The 15,509-nt window shown below is 65.2% G+C and carries 14 protein-coding genes and 1 tRNA gene; 4 read left to right on the top strand and 11 right to left on the bottom strand.

The genetic code is table 11. The features are described from left to right. Positions 1 to 780: hypothetical protein (locus ENJ19_01660; protein ID HHM04434.1), on the bottom strand; the 780-nt coding region annotated here is incomplete at its 3' end. Positions 781 to 1,349: 569 nt separating this feature from the next. Between ENJ19_01660 and putA the strand changes: the two genes are divergently transcribed. Next, entirely contained in the window at positions 1,350 to 4,490 is a 3,141-nt protein-coding gene (gene putA / locus ENJ19_01655) for a bifunctional proline dehydrogenase/L-glutamate gamma-semialdehyde dehydrogenase PutA (protein ID HHM04433.1), read from the top strand. A gap of 99 nt (positions 4,491 to 4,589) precedes the next feature. Here the strand turns inward: putA and ENJ19_01650 are convergent, their stop codons facing one another. From ENJ19_01650 to pcnB, 6 genes are all read right to left on the bottom strand, one after another. Further along, complete coding sequence (locus ENJ19_01650; GenBank protein ID HHM04432.1) at positions 4,590 to 4,970, bottom strand: aspartate 1-decarboxylase; 381 nt, start codon at positions 4,968 to 4,970, stop codon at positions 4,590 to 4,592. An 80-nt stretch (positions 4,971 to 5,050) separates the two neighbouring features. Beyond that, entirely contained in the window at positions 5,051 to 5,911 is an 861-nt protein-coding gene (locus tag ENJ19_01645; protein ID HHM04431.1) for a pantoate--beta-alanine ligase, read from the bottom strand. Next, positions 5,911 to 6,717, bottom strand: coding sequence for a 3-methyl-2-oxobutanoate hydroxymethyltransferase (gene panB, locus ENJ19_01640; GenBank protein ID HHM04430.1), 807 nt, complete (start codon positions 6,715 to 6,717; stop codon positions 5,911 to 5,913). The genes ENJ19_01645 and panB overlap by 1 nt, the downstream gene beginning before the upstream one ends. A 4-nt stretch (positions 6,718 to 6,721) precedes the next feature. Beyond that, entirely contained in the window at positions 6,722 to 7,372 is a 651-nt protein-coding gene (locus ENJ19_01635) for a deoxynucleoside kinase (GenBank protein HHM04429.1), read from the bottom strand. Continuing rightward, positions 7,369 to 7,878, bottom strand: a complete 510-nt coding sequence (folK, locus tag ENJ19_01630) for a 2-amino-4-hydroxy-6-hydroxymethyldihydropteridine diphosphokinase (GenBank protein ID HHM04428.1) — start codon at positions 7,876 to 7,878, stop codon at positions 7,369 to 7,371. Before folK ends, ENJ19_01635 begins: the two co-directional genes overlap by 4 nt. A gap of 23 nt (positions 7,879 to 7,901) precedes the next feature. Further along, positions 7,902 to 9,260: a polynucleotide adenylyltransferase PcnB gene (gene pcnB, locus ENJ19_01625; GenBank protein ID HHM04427.1), complete on the bottom strand. Its 1,359-nt coding sequence runs from the start codon at positions 9,258 to 9,260 to the stop codon at positions 7,902 to 7,904. Between the two features lie 209 nt (positions 9,261 to 9,469). On the opposite strand from pcnB, the gene ENJ19_01620 reads away from it, so the two are divergent. Further along, positions 9,470 to 9,544, top strand: a tRNA-Glu gene (locus ENJ19_01620). Positions 9,545 to 9,681: 137 nt separating this feature from the next. After that, positions 9,682 to 9,918 (top strand): hypothetical protein, encoded by a 237-nt coding sequence (locus ENJ19_01615; protein HHM04426.1) that lies wholly within the window; start codon positions 9,682 to 9,684, stop codon positions 9,916 to 9,918. A gap of 10 nt (positions 9,919 to 9,928) precedes the next feature. Here the strand turns inward: ENJ19_01615 and ENJ19_01610 are convergent, their stop codons facing one another. From ENJ19_01610 to ENJ19_01600, 3 genes are all read right to left on the bottom strand, one after another. Continuing rightward, positions 9,929 to 11,212, bottom strand: a complete 1,284-nt coding sequence (locus ENJ19_01610) for an MFS transporter (GenBank protein HHM04425.1) — start codon at positions 11,210 to 11,212, stop codon at positions 9,929 to 9,931. A 105-nt stretch (positions 11,213 to 11,317) separates the two neighbouring features. After that, positions 11,318 to 11,896: a hypothetical protein gene (locus ENJ19_01605; GenBank protein HHM04424.1), complete on the bottom strand. Its 579-nt coding sequence runs from the start codon at positions 11,894 to 11,896 to the stop codon at positions 11,318 to 11,320. A 509-nt stretch (positions 11,897 to 12,405) separates the two neighbouring features. Beyond that, on the bottom strand, positions 12,406 to 13,863 hold the full coding sequence (locus ENJ19_01600; GenBank protein ID HHM04423.1) for an FMN-binding glutamate synthase family protein: 1,458 nt from the start codon (positions 13,861 to 13,863) through the stop codon (positions 12,406 to 12,408). 12 nt (positions 13,864 to 13,875) lie between these two features. On the opposite strand from ENJ19_01600, the gene ENJ19_01595 reads away from it, so the two are divergent. Beyond that, complete coding sequence (locus ENJ19_01595) at positions 13,876 to 14,250, top strand: cupin domain-containing protein (protein HHM04422.1); 375 nt, start codon at positions 13,876 to 13,878, stop codon at positions 14,248 to 14,250. On the opposite strand, the gene ENJ19_01590 is transcribed toward ENJ19_01595, so the two are convergent. After that, a partial coding sequence (locus ENJ19_01590; GenBank protein HHM04421.1) for an acyl-phosphate glycerol 3-phosphate acyltransferase occupies positions 14,211 to 15,509 on the bottom strand: 1,299 nt, incomplete at its 5' end. The genes ENJ19_01595 and ENJ19_01590 overlap by 40 nt on opposite strands.

Here is a 15,509-nt window from a genome sequence, read left to right as displayed (position 1 = left end):
GATGCCGCCGTTTTTCTCCGGACCCGGCCCGCCAAATTGCATGCGGCCGCCACTCAGAGAGGAAATGGGGCTGGGAATGGTGGCGACGGGAGGCACCCCGGCCACGCCGGTGCCGGCGAAATCTTCTTTGGCCTCAAAGCCGCTGCCGGAACTGCGGTCACTGCTGCCGGAGGTGGCCGGCGCCGCCGGGCGCGCGGCCTGGGAGATGCGCAGCTCGGGCGGAATCACCCGCCGCGGCACAACGATGGGTTCCGGCCGCGGCGCCACCACCACCGGGGCCTTGACCACCGCGGGCGCCGGCGCGGCCGGCGGCCTGCTGACCTGGTCTGCTGCGGACTCCACGGCCTGGGAGGCAGCGGGACCGCCCTGTTCCGCAGCGGTATCCGCGCCATTGCCGTCCCCGCCCTGCGCCTCGCCGGTATCAGCGGCTGTGGCCATGCCCGGCAGTTCGTTTTGAGCGCCTTGTCCGGCCGGCTGCGAAACCGGCCCCAGGGGTTCCACCTCCAGGGCCGCCATGCTGGGCGCTTCGTCCCCGGACACGCCGGCGGGGAACACATCGGCAGGGGGCGCGGCTGTGAGAGACGCTTCGGATTCCGGGGCGGAGGCCACCGGAACGGTGCCGGTATCCAGCCGGCTCTGGCGATAAATCTCCACCCCCCCTGCCGCCAGGAGCAGCAGTCCGATGAACACATAAACCGGGGTGCGCGACACGCCATCATCACCGCCACCGGCATCCGCAGCGGGATCGGAGCCATGACGGTCACCAGCCCCAACCAGCATTTCATCATGCGGCGGCGTGTGATCAGATACGGGAGGGAGAGAAGAATCTGAGATAACAGGCTCGGGCGAGGCGTCCGGCATCCCGGTGCCGGAACCCCCCGGGGCGTTTATCCCCGCGGCTTCCATGGAGCGGACGATCAGCGATTCCCTGTGCTCCCCGGAAGCCGGCCCGGCGGCGGCCCTGCCCTGTCCGCTGCCTGCTGGCGTCTCCGCGCCGGAATCCCTTGCGTCGGCTTGGTCGCGTCTGTCCTTGTTTCCGTTTTCCACGACTCTGTTTTTATGGCTGCCCTGTCTTGGAGGGGCAGGCTACGCGATTAGAACGGTTAAATCAAGTATTTTCTAAGTCTGAGTTGCAAGTCTTTAAAACAACAGGAAGTTCCTCGAATATCTCCCGGCGCCACTCGGGGCAGGACACGCCCCCGGGCTCCGTATTTTTGTTGTGAAGCCCCCCGGCATCAGCACGGCTGGCCGTTAAGCACCCGATTTCAAAACGAAATTCTTGCCTCTCCCACGGCAGGGCACGGCATAATAAGAAGCTCTTCCTCGCAGCCATGGATACCGGAGCCGCCATGATCCGTCGCCCTCCCCCTCCGCCGCCTGCCCCGCGCGACATCCTTGCGCGCTTCTATCTGGCGGACGAACGCAGCGCGCTACTGCCCTTGCTGGAGGAGGCAGAGCTGGATCACAAGGCACACCGCCGCGTGCAGGACACGGCCCGGCGCCTGGTAGAGGCCCTGCGCGAACGCAGCAACAAAACGGGGGGCCTGGATGCCTTTGTGCATGAATATGATCTGTCCTCGGAAGAAGGTGTGGTGCTCATGTGCCTGGCGGAAGCCCTGCTGCGCATTCCCGACGCCGACACCGCCGACCGCCTGATTCGCGACAAGTTGGGCCAGGGCGAGTGGGTCCGGCATCTGGGGCGCAGCCCTTCTTTGTTCGTCAACGCCTCCACCTGGGGCTTGATGCTCACCGGCCAGGTGGTGGCGCTGGAGCCGGACACGGTGAAAGACGCCGGCGGCTTCCTGCGCCGCCTGGTGGCCAGATCGGGCGAGCCGGTGATCCGCCTGGCCCTGAAGCAGGCCATGCGCATCATGGGCGAACAGTTCGTCATGGGCCGCACTATCACGGAGGCGCTGGCGCGCACCGCCGAAGAAGCGTTCCGGCCCTGCCGTTTTTCCTTCGATATGCTGGGGGAGGCGGCGCTCACCGCCGACGATGCCGGGCGCTATTTCCAGGCCTATCGGAGCGCCATCCGCGCCGTGGCCGCTGACACCGGCAACGGCAATCTCTTCAGCGCCCCCAGTGTGTCGGTGAAACTGTCCGCGCTGCATCCGCGCTATGATTGCGCCCAGACCCGACGGGTGCGGGCGGAACTCACCCCCCGCCTGCGGGAGCTGGTGCTTGAGGCGCAGGATGCCAAGGTAGCACTGACCCTGGACGCGGAGGAAGCCGAGCGGCTGGAGCTGTCTTTGGACTTGTTCGAGGCGGTGTTCCGCGACCCGGCACTGGCGGTGTGGGAAGGCTTCGGGCTGGCGGTGCAGGCGTACCAGAAGCGCGCGCCCTACGTGATCGATTACCTGGTGGATCTCGCCCGTGAGGTGGGCAAGCGCATTCCGCTGCGCCTGGTGAAGGGGGCATACTGGGACAGCGAGATCAAACGCGCCCAGCAGGCAGGCCTGGAGGGTTATCCCGTCTACACCCGCAAATGCCACACTGACGTGGCCTATCTGGCCTGCGTGCAACGCCTCCTCGCGGTACGCGACGCGCTCTATCCGCAGTTCGCCACCCACAACGCCCACACCGTGGCCTATGTGCTGGAGGCGGCGGGCACCCGGCGCGACTTCGAATTCCAGCGCCTGCACGGCATGGGCGAGGCCTTGTACAGCGAACTCCTGGCGCGGGAAGAGGGGAAGGTGCCGGTGCGGATCTACGCCCCGGTGGGCAGCCACGAAGACCTGCTGCCCTACTTGGTGCGGCGGCTGCTGGAAAACGGTGCCAACACCTCCTTTGTCAACCGCCTGGAAGACGAAAAAGCCGCCATCGACGATGTGATCGCCGACCCCGTGACCCTGGCCCGCCGCACCCATTTGCAAGCCCATCCCCGCATTCCCCTGCCACTGGATTTGTATCCCGACCGGCGCAACGCCAGGGGCATCAATCTGGCCGACCGCGAGGCCGTGGCGGCATTGGAAAGCGCGCTGCAAGACGCCCGGGCGCAGCGCTGGCAGGCGGCCCCCATAGTCGACGGCCGCCACTGGCACGGCCCGGAGGCGGCCGTCATGGACCCCGCCGACCATGGCCGCCAGGTGGGCACGGTAATGCAGGCGGCACCGGCCGCGGCCGAACAGGCCCTGGCCAGCGCCAGCCGCGCCGCCCCGGCCTGGGATGCCACGGCGGCCACCGACCGGGCCCGGATTCTGGACCAGGCCGCGGAGTTGCTGGAGACCCACCACGGCGAGCTGATAGCCCTATGCGTGCGGGAGGGCGGCAAGACCCTGGCCGACGCCGTGGCGGAAGTGCGCGAAGCGGTGGACTTTTGCCGCTACTACGCCCACCAGGCACGCCGGCATTTCAGCCACGGCCAGGTGCTGCAAGGCCCCACCGGCGAATACAATGAACTCCGGCACCACGGCCGCGGCGTGTTCGCCTGCATCAGCCCCTGGAATTTCCCCCTGGCCATTTTCACAGGTCAGGTGAGCGCCGCCCTGGCGGCGGGCAATGCCGTGCTGGCCAAGCCGGCCGGCGCCACGCCCCTGGTGGCCCACCGCGTGGTGCAACTCCTGCACGAAGCCGGGGTGCCGCCGCAGGTGCTGCATTTTCTGCCCGCCCCCGGGGGGGAACTGGGCCCGGTACTCGCCGGCGATGAGCGCATCAGCGGCATCGCTTTCACCGGCTCCACCGACACCGCCCAATGGCTGAACCGCCGCCTGGCGGCGCGGGCCGGCGCCATCGTGCCTTTGATCGCGGAGACGGGCGGGCTGAACGCCATGATCGTGGACAGCTCCGCCCTGCCCGAACAAGTGGTGAAAGATGTCATCCGCTCGGCCTTCAACAGCGCCGGCCAGCGTTGTTCGGCCTTGCGCGTGTTGTTCCTGCAAGAGGACATCGCCGAGCGCGTGCTCACCATGCTGGGGGGCGCCATGGAGGAGCTCAACATTGGCGATCCGGCCCTGCTGGAAACTGACATCGGCCCGGTGATCGACGAGGCCAGCCGGCTCAAACTGGAGCTGCACACCGGGCACATGCGCCACGTGGGGCAGTTGTTGTACGCGTGCGAGCTGAACGAAGACCACCGCCGCGGCAGTTTCGTCGCCCCGCATGTGTTCGAGATCGAGCGCCTGTCCTTGTTGGAGCGCGAAGTGTTCGGACCGGTACTGCACGTGATCCGCTATCCCGCCGCGAAACTGGACACCGTCATCGACGCCATCAACGCCACCCGCTTCGGCCTCACCCTGGGGGTGCACAGCCGCATCGACACCACCGTGCGCCACATCCAGGCGCGGGCCCGGGTCGGCAACATCTATGTCAACCGCGACATGATCGGCGCCGTGGTGGGCGTACAGCCCTTCGGCGGCGAAAACCTCTCCGGCACCGGCCCCAAGGCCGGCGGGCCGGACTACCTGCTGCGCTTTGCAGTGGAACGCACGTTGACCGTCAACACCGCCGCGGTGGGCGGCAACACGAGCTTGTTGTCCTTGGCAGCTTGTTGAAAAAGGCCAGATACGGCCTTTTGCAACATCCGCAGAGGGTTATGGTCATATCACGGCCGAACCAGGAAAACAGGAACGCAGAAGTTCAAAGGCAGGGTTTCAGGCGACCTGCACGGGAATAGCGTGCCCCTGACGGGTGATTTGGTTTTTCTCGTCCAGGTAAACCAACGTGGGTTGGAAATTGGCCAGTTCGTGCTGGCCCAGTATGGCGTAGGTGCAGATGATCACCCGGTCACCCGGGCTGGCCTTGTGAGCGGCAGCGCCGTTGACGGAAATGATGCCAGAGCCGTCTTCTGCACGGATGGCGTACGTGGTAAAGCGTTCGCCGTTGGCCACGTTGTAAATTTGAATCTGCTCATACTCGCGGATGCCCGCGCGCTTGAGCAGGGCGCCGTCAATGGCGCAGGACCCTTCGTACTCCAGCTCGGCGTGAGTCACCCGGGCATGGTGCAATTTTGCTTTGAGCATGGTCAGCTGCATCACCACCCACCTTACGTAGCGTTGACAGGCAACCGGGCTCTCCGCCCGCCGCCCATTCCAATGCGCGCTATTATGGGGTTTCAGGACTTGTTCTTCAATGTCACCAGCAGGTTATCGATCAGGCGGGTCGTCCCCAGGCGGGCCGCGGCCAGCACGACGAGCTGTTCGTCCGCCGCAGCCGGGGCGGCCAGATCGGCCGCCCGCCGCAAGGCCACGTAGTCCGGCCGGAAACCCGCCGCAAGCAATTGATGGCGGGCGTCGTTTTCCATAGCGGCGTAGTTGCGCTCGCCCTGAAGCAGACGGTCGCGCACCCGGCACAGGCTGGCGTAGAGCACCGGCGCGCGGCGGCGCTGCTCCATGCTCAGATAGCTGTTGCGGGAACTCATGGCCAACCCGTCCAGCTCGCGCACGGTGGGCGCGGCGATGATTTCAACAGGCATGCACAGTTCCGCCACCAGGCGCCGCACCAGCAGCAACTGCTGGTAGTCTTTCTCGCCGAACACCGCCACGTGGGGCCGCACGGCGCACAGCAGCTTGGTCACCACCGTGGCCACGCCCGTGAAAAAACCCGGGCGGGCGGCCCCTTCCAATTGCTCCGACAGGCCGGGAACCTCTACGCGGGCGGTGTTTTCCGGCCCGTGGGGATACATCTCCTCCAGCCCCGGCGCAAACAGCAAATGAACACCGTTCTCCGCCAGTTTCAAGCTGTCCTGCTTCAAGGTGCGCGGATAGTGCGCAAAATCTTCGTCTGGCGCGAACTGAGTGGGGTTGACGAAGATGCTCACCACCACCCGTTCCCCAGCCCGGGCGGCGCGGGAAACCAGTTGCAAATGGCCGTCGTGGAGATTGCCCATGGTGGGCACAAAGGCGACGCGCTGGCGCTCGCTGCGCCAGTGGTCCACGGCGGCCCGCAGGCTGGCGAGGGTGTGAACGGTCTGCATCAGTCGAAACCGTGCTCAGGACCGGGGAAACAACCGGACTTCACCGCCGCCACATAGGCCCGGAGGGCCGCAGGCACTGTGCCCTCTTCATCCAGAAAATCGTGAGTGAAACGGGGCCGGTGCCCGGGGGTCACCCCCAGCATGTCGTACAACACCAGGATCTGACCGTCGCAACAAGACCCGGCGCCGATGCCGATCACCGGCAGCGCCACCTCCCGGGTGATGTCTGCGGCCAGCGTCCGGGGAACACTCTCCAGCAGCAGCAGATCGGCCCCCGCCTCCTGCAGGGCCTGGGCATCCCGGCGCATGCGCTGGGCGGCCTCCACCTCCCGACCCTGCACCTTGTAACCGCCCAGGCGGTGGACAAACTGGGGTTGCAGGCCCAGGTGGGCGCACACGGGGATCCCCCGTTCACTGAGCAGCCGCACCGTATCCACCTGCGCCGCGCCGCCCTCCAGCTTGACGGCGTGGGCGCCCCCTTCCTGCATCAGGCGGGCCGCATTGGCCAGCGCCTGCTCCGCCGTGGCATAGCTCATAAATGGCATGTCGGCCATCAGCAGTGCCCGCTGCCGGCCCCGGGCCACGCAGCGGCTGTGGTAGACGATATCGTCCACCGTCACGGCCACCGTGTCGTCCCGGCCGTGCACCACCATCCCCAGGGAATCCCCCACCAAAATGACGTCCACTCCGGCTTCGTCCACCAACGTGGCAAAGCTGGCATCATAGGCCGTGAGGCAGGCAAACTTCTCCCCCTGCTGTTTGAGCCTGCGCAATGTGGCCACCGTAACCGGTTTCTGCTTCGTCATAAGCTTAGATCTCAAACGGTGCGGGATTAAAATAATGCCGGCCGCCGCGAATCTCGCGGATGCGCTGCAACAGGGAAGTATAATCCAGCTCACTGGCCACAGGATTGATCTGCGCCGCGTTGACGATGAGCAGGGGCGCACTGTGGTAGTGGTGGAAGAAATCAGCGTAAGCCCTCGCCAGCCGCTCCAAATAAGCCGCGTCTATTTTCTGCTCGCAGCTCACGCCACGTTTCTTGATGCGCCGCAGCAGCACCTCCACCGGCGCCTGCAAATACACCACCAGGTCAGGCAGGGGCGCTTCGATGGCGACCCGTTCGTACACTTGCTCGTAAAGGTCCAGTTCATCCGCGTCCAGCGTCACCTGGGCGAACAAACGGTCCTTTTCGAGCATGAAATCGCAGACCAGGGCCGGACGAAACAAATCCCCCTGCTTGAGATCCCGCATCTGGCGGGAACGCTGAAACAGAAAATAGAGCTGGGTGGGCAGGGCGGCATGGCCCGGCTCGCGGTAGAAACGTTCCAAAAAGGGGTTCTCTTCCGCCCGCTCCAGCATCAATTCCGCGCCCAGGCTGTCCGCCAACCGACGGGCGAGGCTGGTTTTGCCCACCCCGATGGGACCCTCAACCACAATGTGCGCCGGCGCGGAATTGTTCACGGGGAAGCAGGCAGGCGGAACAGGCCATGGCCGGGACAGGCGTCAATCAGGCCACGCAGGCTGCCGAGGCCGGGAATGGCGAGTTCGGGAACGATTTCGGCCAAGGGGTAGAGCACAAAATTGCGCCGTGGCAGACCGGGATGAGGTACGGTGAGAAAGGCCTCATCGTGGCGCTCTTCGCCGAACAGCAACAAGTCCAGATCCAGGGTGCGCGGACCCCAGCGCAACCCGCCCCGCACGCGCCCCTGCTGCGCTTCAATTTTTTGCAATTCGGCAAGCAGGGTCGCCGCGGACAAATGGGTGTCCAGGGCCGCCACGGCGTTGACATAGTCCGGCTGACCGGGCGGCCCCAGAGGCGTACTGCGATACAGCGAAGACTGGGCCACACAGCAGGTGCCGGGAATGGCGTCCAGCGCACCCAGGGCGCTGCGCACCCGGGCGGGGGGATTGTCGAGATTGCTGCCCAGCCCGACGTAAGCACGGGTCAGATGAGACTGAGACGGCATGAGCCCGCTCCTCGAATCCGCCATCAGGGATTGTCCGGTGGCGCCGCCGGGAGCTGTTGCGCGCTCTTGGCGCGCCGGCGCCGGCGCCGGCGACTCTTGCCGGCGCCGGCGCCTTTTTTGTCCAGCATCGCCTGCCGGGCCTCACCCTCCACGGCCTGAAACACCGTCCACCACCGGCCTGTCTCCGCCAACTCTTCCCCGGCCTCGGCGCGCAGCAGAACAAAATCGTAGGCGGCCCGGAAACGGGGGTGCTCCAGCAGTGTCAGGGCCCGGCGCCTGCCTTTGCTGCGTATCAGGCGCAGCTGCAGCGCCCAGATTTCCCGCATGGGCACGGAAAAGCGCTTCGGCAGGGCGGTATGGGAAAGCTGTTCGTCCAGCACGTCCCGCGCCGCGATCTCCGCCGCCTGGAGTTCACTCGCCCCCTCCTCAATATAGCCTGCCATCGCACGCCTGAGCGGTTCCCACAACAGGGCGGCATAGAGAAAAGCCGGTGTGACGGGCTTGCCCTGGGCGATGCGCTCATCGGTGTTGGCCAGGGCCCGGGTCACCAGGGTGCGGGGGAAACCTTCATCTTCTTCTTCCAGACAAGCCTCGGTGGCAGGAAACAAATACTGGAACAAGCCATAGTGGCGCAACAGCTCGAAGGTCTGCAGGGCCATGCCGCCCAAAAACAGCTTCAGCACTTCATCGAACAGGCGCGCCGGGGGAATGTCCGCCAGCAAGTGCCCCAGCCTGAAGATCGCGGTCTCGCTCTCTCCCTGGATCTGGAACCCCAGCTTGGCAGCGAAACGCACGGCGCGCAGCATGCGCACGGGATCTTCGCGGTAACGCCGCTCCGGGTCGCCGATGAGACGCAGGGCACCGCTGCGCAAATCTTCCATGCCGCCGGTGTAATCCACCACCGAGAAATCGCGGATATTGTAGTACAGGGCGTTGACGGTGAAATCCCGCCGCCAGGCATCGGCTTCCAGCGTACCGTAAACATTGTCGCGCAATATGCGACCGCTTTCCGTCACCAGGGCGTCTTCGCTGCCATTGCCCTCGTCATCATCGGCCTGGGCGCGAAAGGTGGCCACCTCAATGGTCTCCGGCCCGAAACGCACATGGGCCAGGCGGAAGCGCCGGCCGATCAGGACGCAGTTGCGAAACAGTTTTTTCACCTCTTCCGGACGGGCATCGGTGGCCACGTCGAAATCCTTGGGCTCGCGTCCCAGCAACATGTCACGCACACCGCCGCCCACCAGATACGCTTCAAACCCGGCGTTTTTCAGGCGGTACAGCACTTTCAAGGCACAGTCGCTGATATTCGCCCGTGAGATGATGTGCTCGGCGCGGGGGATCACCCGCGGCGTGGAACTTTTGCTATCTTCAATGACATCCAAAGCTGATCAACCACTTGTGAAATAATCCAGTGCGTGTTGCCAGGGTCTGGCTTGCCCGCAGCGCATTCCCGCACTCCCTTGGATTCAACAGACAGCACAGCGCCTCGAGGACCGGCACGCCCCGGGAGCCAACGCGCCGTGGGCTGAGAGAAGCTCGCGGCTTGTGCGACCAAGCCGGCGGCGTATAATACCGTTTTTCCGCCGACCGTGCTCCCTTCGTCTAGCGGTCAGGACGCCGGCCTCTCACGCCGGTAACAGGGGTTCGATTCCCCTAGGGAGCGCCAATTCCGCCTGAACGCCCCCCGCCGTGCCTTCCGGTTTATCGGCCGTGCCCGGCACAACATTGAAAGCGGCCGGGTTGAGAATAACGGCACAAAGGCCGATACCACTCATACACCCTATTCTCCCGCAGGCCCGCACGATGCAAATCAACTCCGCCCTTGGCAACGCCCTCCACGGCATCAACAACGGCATGTCGGATCTGCGCAGCCATGCCGCCGACATCGCCAGCGTGAAAAATGCCAAAGGAACGGATCTCTCCGGCCTCACCGCCCCCTTGGTGGAAATGCAATCGGCCCAGACCCAGGTCCAGGCCTCGGCGGCGATGATGAAGACGGTGGACGAAACGCTGGGCAGCCTGCTGGACGAGTACGCTTAGCAGCTTGTTGTCAGTCTGCGGGTAAGCGCCGCTCCAGCGTCCGCGCCATCTCCCGCCCCCGTTCCACATCCACGAAGCACAGCAGCAACGCCCCCACCGCGAACAAAACCACCACCGCCAGCAAGGCCACCCGCGCACTGCCCGAGATAAGCCCCACCGCCCCCATCAGCAGCGGCCCCAGCACCGCGGCAAACTTGCCCAGCATGTTGTAAAAACCGAAGAACTCCGCCGATTTGTCCGCCGGGATGATACGGGCATAGAGGGAACGGCTGAGGGCCTGCACGCCGCCCTGCACCAGGCCGATGGCCACGGCCAGACCGTAAAAATCCGCGACCGTGTCCAGGGTCATGGCCCACAAGGTCACCGCAATGTACACGGCGATGGCGCCCAGCACGGCCCTCTTGGGACCAAAGCGCGTGCCAATGCGGCCAAAGACCAACGCCGCGGGGAAACCCACAAACTGGGTGATCAGCAAGGCGACAATGAGATGCTGAAAATCAAACCCCAAAGACAGGCCGTAATCCACCGCCATGCGGATGATGGTGTCCACCGCATCGATATAACACCAGTAGGCCGCCAAAAACAGCGCCACCACCTTGAGCGCCCGGATTTGCCGGAAGGTATCCACCAGTTGCCGCCAGCCGCCGCGGACAGCCGCCGCCACACCTTCGGAGACCCCGGCAGCAGGCTCTTGGACGAACAAAAACAGAGGCAGCGAAAACACCACCCACCACAGCGCCACCATCAGAAACGACACCCGCACGGCCTCCGCCGCATTGCTCAGACCGAAGGCCGCCGGCCACAAACTCATGGCCACGTTCACGGCGAACAGTACGCCGCCCCCCAGATAACCCAGGGCGAAACCGAAAGCAGAAACGCGGTCGTAGTCTTTGGGTCCGGCCACGCCGACGATGAGGGCGTCGTAAAATATATTGCCCCCGGCAAAGCCGATGCCCGCGAACAAATACAACGAGGCGGCGATCCACCACTCACCCTGTTCAACAAAAGACAATCCCCCCGTCATCACCACACCCAGGGATGCAAAGGCCAGCAAAAAACGTTTGCGCGCGCCGGCCCGGTCCGCCATGGCACCCAACAGCGGCGCCAGTAAAACAATCACCAGGCTGGCAATGGAGTTGGCCAGACCCAAGCGAAAAGTGCTCTCCGTGGCCGCCACCCCCACGCTCCAATAATTTTTGAAAAACACGGGAAAAAAGCCTGCCATCACGGTGGTGGCGAAGGCGGAATTGGCCCAGTCGTACAAGGCCCAGGCAAAGACGCGTTTGCGGTACATGCGACACTTTCAGCGAAAAGCAGCAGTGTAGCGCCGCCCCGGGAAATTGGAACTGGGAGCCTGCCGATGAGGAGACCACCTCATTGGCAGGCTCCCAGGCAACGGTCACCACCACTTCGGTCCCGAGCCCGCGTGGGGGATGCTGTGGCAACGCTCGCAGATGAACAGGCTGAAGGACACTTTGTCATGGCAGCGGCCGCAATACTGGCCTTTGAGGATTTTTTCCATGTTGATGGGGTTGGCCCCTTCCCGGGGAAGGAAAATCTCGTTGTGGCAGTTGCTGCAGGCCAGCCACTCGGTGTGGGCTTTGTGGGGAAAGCGCACGTAGGGCATCTGGGCGGTGTTGGTCATGATGATGTCCAGGTCCATCACCTGCATCAGGGTCCCGCCACCCCATTCGTCGCCGTCCATGCTCACGCGCGGTGCGATATCACCCTCCCGCAGGGCACGCACCCAGTCCACTTCATCACGCCGGTCTTTGGGAAACGTCCCCATGGATTCGGCCGGATCCTGCAATCGGGTGATGGCGGCGTTGCCGGGGTCGTGGATGCCGTCATAGGCCAGGGGGGTACGGGGCGGCGCCACGTCCTGGCGGGCCCAAGAGGTGGACAAAACCACGGCAGCCAACAACAGGGCAAACGCCATGGGCAGAGGGGTTGTTTTCGTCCGTCGAGTCTGTCGCATGCCGGGGCCTCCGTTTCCATTTGCCAAGAGATCGGACCCGGGCGAAAAGCCCGGTCAGTAGCTGTTTCGGCGGCGCAGGCACGTTTTTGATGTTGAACGGGGCAATCTAACTGTGAATACCCCACCGGCTAAAGCCGGTGGCTTCGGGTTACGGCAATACGCCGGATTGATCGGCCGTACGGCCGATTGTCCCCTCTCCCAAGACCGGGAGAGGGTGAGGGTTCAAATTTCAACCTCGGAGCATGCTCACCCCTCACCCCGTCCCTCTCCCCTCAAGGGGAGAGGGGGTAAAAGCAACCATGCCGCCTAAAGGCGCGGGATTTACTGATCCCCTATCAAAGACATTAAAGGGTGTTGAAAAAGACCTTCCTGGTCTTGTTCAAGGCCGGCCGCCACATACACGGTTTGCGGCGGCCTTGCATGTTCAATCATTTGTCGTCACTGAAGCATGACGGCGCCTCCATACACCGGACGCAGCTTGTTGAGAAACTTCGTTTCTCAACAAGCTGTTAAGGGTAGGGATGGAGGTTGTGCAGGGACACGCTTTCTCCCGGGCGCACCACTACCCGTACATGATGGCGGTTGAAGTCCCGCGCATTGGTGAGCCCGCAGGCATGGGCCAGGCGGTCCACCTCCACATTCAACCAGCGGGCGTAATGGGCTACCCGCTGGGCCTTGGACGCCACATCCAGGCCCTTTTGCAAACGGGGATTGTGGGTAGTGATACCAGTGGGACAGGTGTCCAAATGGCACTGCAGAGACTGGATGCAGCCCAGGGCAAACATGAAACCGCGGGCGGTGACGGTGAAATCGGCGCCCACACACAGGGCCCAGGCCACATCCTTGGAGGTCACCAGCTTGCCCGAGGCCACCACCCGGACGCGCGCTTTCAGGCCGGATTCCAACAAGATGTTGACCAGCATGGGCAGGGATTCGCTCAGCGGCAGGCCCACGTGATCGGCGAGGATCTGGGGCGAGGCGCCGGTACCCCCGTCACCACCATCCAAGGTAATAAAATCGGGCGCGCTGTCCGCGCCGCGGCGCAGGATGGCATCACACAGGTGACGCATGCCGGCGTCGTCTCCCATCACCAATTTGATGCCCACCGGCCGGCCGGTGACGCAGCGCACCCGGTCGATCATGTCCAGCAGGTCCTCGTCGTTCCTGATTTCGGGGTGGCGGTTGGGGCTGGAGGAGGTCTGATGGGCGGGAATGCCACGGATGCGGGCCACTTCTTCCGAGACCTTGGCCGCCGGCAGCACTCCCCCCCGGCCGGGCTTGCCCCCCTGGGACAGCTTGATTTCAAAGGCGCTCACCTGCCGGGCCAGCTCCCGCAGACGACGGTCCGAGAGCCGGCCCTGCTCGTCGCGCGCGCCGTACTTGGCGGTACCAATTTGAAAAATGAGATCCCCGCCGCCCTCCAGATGATAGGGCGACAAGCCCCCTTCACCGGTGTTCATCCAAATGCCCGCCGCCGCCGCTCCCCGCGCCAGGGCCCGCACCGCAGGGGCGGACAGGGCACCGAAACTCATGCCCGAAACATTGACGATGGAAGACGCCTCGAAGGGCCGGTCGCAGACCGGGCCGATCACCAAGGGAGGCGCCGGCTGGCGGTCCTCCTCCAGGGTGGCGTAGGGGGCATTGACAAAAATCAGCGTGCCGGGCTGGCTGAGATCATTGGTGGAACCGAAGCCGATCATCCCGCCCAGATTCTTGGCGGTGCGGTACACCCAGGCCCGGGTGGCGCGGTCAAAGGGTTGTTCCTCGCGGTCGTTGGCGAAAAAGTATTGGCGGAAATAATCGCCCTGGCGTTCCAGAAAATAGCGCAGCCGGCCGATGACGGGAAAATTGCGCCGCACGGCATGCTCAGTCTGGGTCATGTCCTGCACGAACATGACAATCAGGGCCAGCATGACAATGCCCGCCAGCCAGCCCATTACCACAATAACCAGGTGAACGGTTTCCATGCCCGTGTCCTAATGAAGGGTCAATCAGTGCATCGGCCCCGGCCGGGGCGGGGTTTACCCGCTGCGTCCCGGCTGAAGCGCGGGCGCCACTTCGGTATGCTGGAGGCCCGGCCCGTTCATACCGTGTTGCACTATCACCGGCGCAGTGAAGAGCTCTATCACGTGACCGCGGGGCGGGGCCGCCTGACCCTCCTGGGCGATGCGCAGTTCGAGATCGGCCCGGGCGATACCGTGCACATTGCACCGGGCACGCCCCACGCCCTCCACAACCCCGGGCCGGAGGACTTGCGCGTGTTGTGTTGCTCCGCCCCCGCTTACGATCACGCCGACACGGTGCTGCTCGGGGGTCAGACCACCTCCACCAGGGGCTCGCCGCATTCCCGCTGAATGACGTCCCGGGCGCAGTCCCGCAGCGCCACGGCCGCGGCCCAGTCCGCCCCCCGGGGCGGCAGGAGTTCGCCCACAAGCACGCGCACACCCCTCCGCCGCGGCAGCCAGCGCCCCGCGGGCAGCACGGCACGGGTGCCGCACAGGGCCACCGGCAGCACCGGCACGCCGGTGCGCACCGCCGCCAGGAACGCCCCCATGCGAAAGGGCCGGAGGCCCGGCGCCGGACCGAAGGTGCCCTCGGCAAAAAACACCAACGACAAACCGTCCGCCACCGCCTGCTGCATGCGCTCCGCGTCGGTCACGCTGCGGGCCGGATCGAAGCGCTCCACGAACAAACACCCCAGACGGCGCAACACGCTTCCCACCAGCGGCACCTGCTGCAACTCCGTTTTGGCCACGTAACGCATACCCTCGGGCAGCACCGTAAGCAGCACCAGGGCGTCAACGTAGCTGGCATGGTTGACCACCACGATGGCGGGACCGCGCCCGTCCAGGCGCGCGCGCCCCTCAGCCGCAATGGGCAGGCCGATGAGGCGCGCCAACACCGTGGCACAAAGCGCCGCCACCTTCTGCCGCCAATGCAGGCGCGGCAGGCTCCAGGCGGCCGTGAATGCCACCAGCGCCAGGGGCAGAAACACCAGCCAGGCATATGTCCCGTAGGCCCACTCTCCCGCAGCGGCGCCCAAGCGCCGGACCCAGGGCCCCAGGCCGGCACCGGCCAAGCGCAGGGCCTGGTGCCACGGCGGCAGGACACGGGAGGTGAGGCCGCCCTGTTCAAAGCGCTGGCGGGTGGCGTCCCGCCGCACCTTGCCGCTGGAGGTCTTGAGCACACTCCCCGGCGGCGCCAGCACGATGATCTCAGGCGGGCTGCCTGCCAGGCGGGCCACGGCGTCGGCCACCTGGCGGCGCAGGACCTCCCGCCGCGCCGGGTCCCGCCGCCGCGTTTCCACCACCAGCACCAGCCGTTCAGTACCGCGGGCCGGGTCCCGGCTGCCGAAGGCGGCGACACCACCGGCACGCACCTCCGGCAGTGTGCTGACGGCCTCTTCCAGCTCCTGCGGGTAGATATTGTGACCGCCGCGGATGATCAAATCTTTGACCCGGCCGGTGATGACCACCTCCCCCCCGGCCCGGTAAGCCCGGTCGCCGGAACGCAGCCATTCCCCATGGCGCAGGCGGGCCGTGGCGGCGGGATTGCGGTAATAGCCCTGGCAGGCGGAGGGGCCCTTGAATTCCACTTCCCCCTCCACCCGCTC

This window comes from Gammaproteobacteria bacterium, assembly GCA_011375345.1.
Lineage (GTDB): Bacteria > Pseudomonadota > Gammaproteobacteria > DRLM01 > DRLM01 > DRLM01.
The sequence above is the reverse complement of the archived record's forward strand: the minus strand, read 5'-3'. Positions and strand labels throughout refer to the sequence as shown.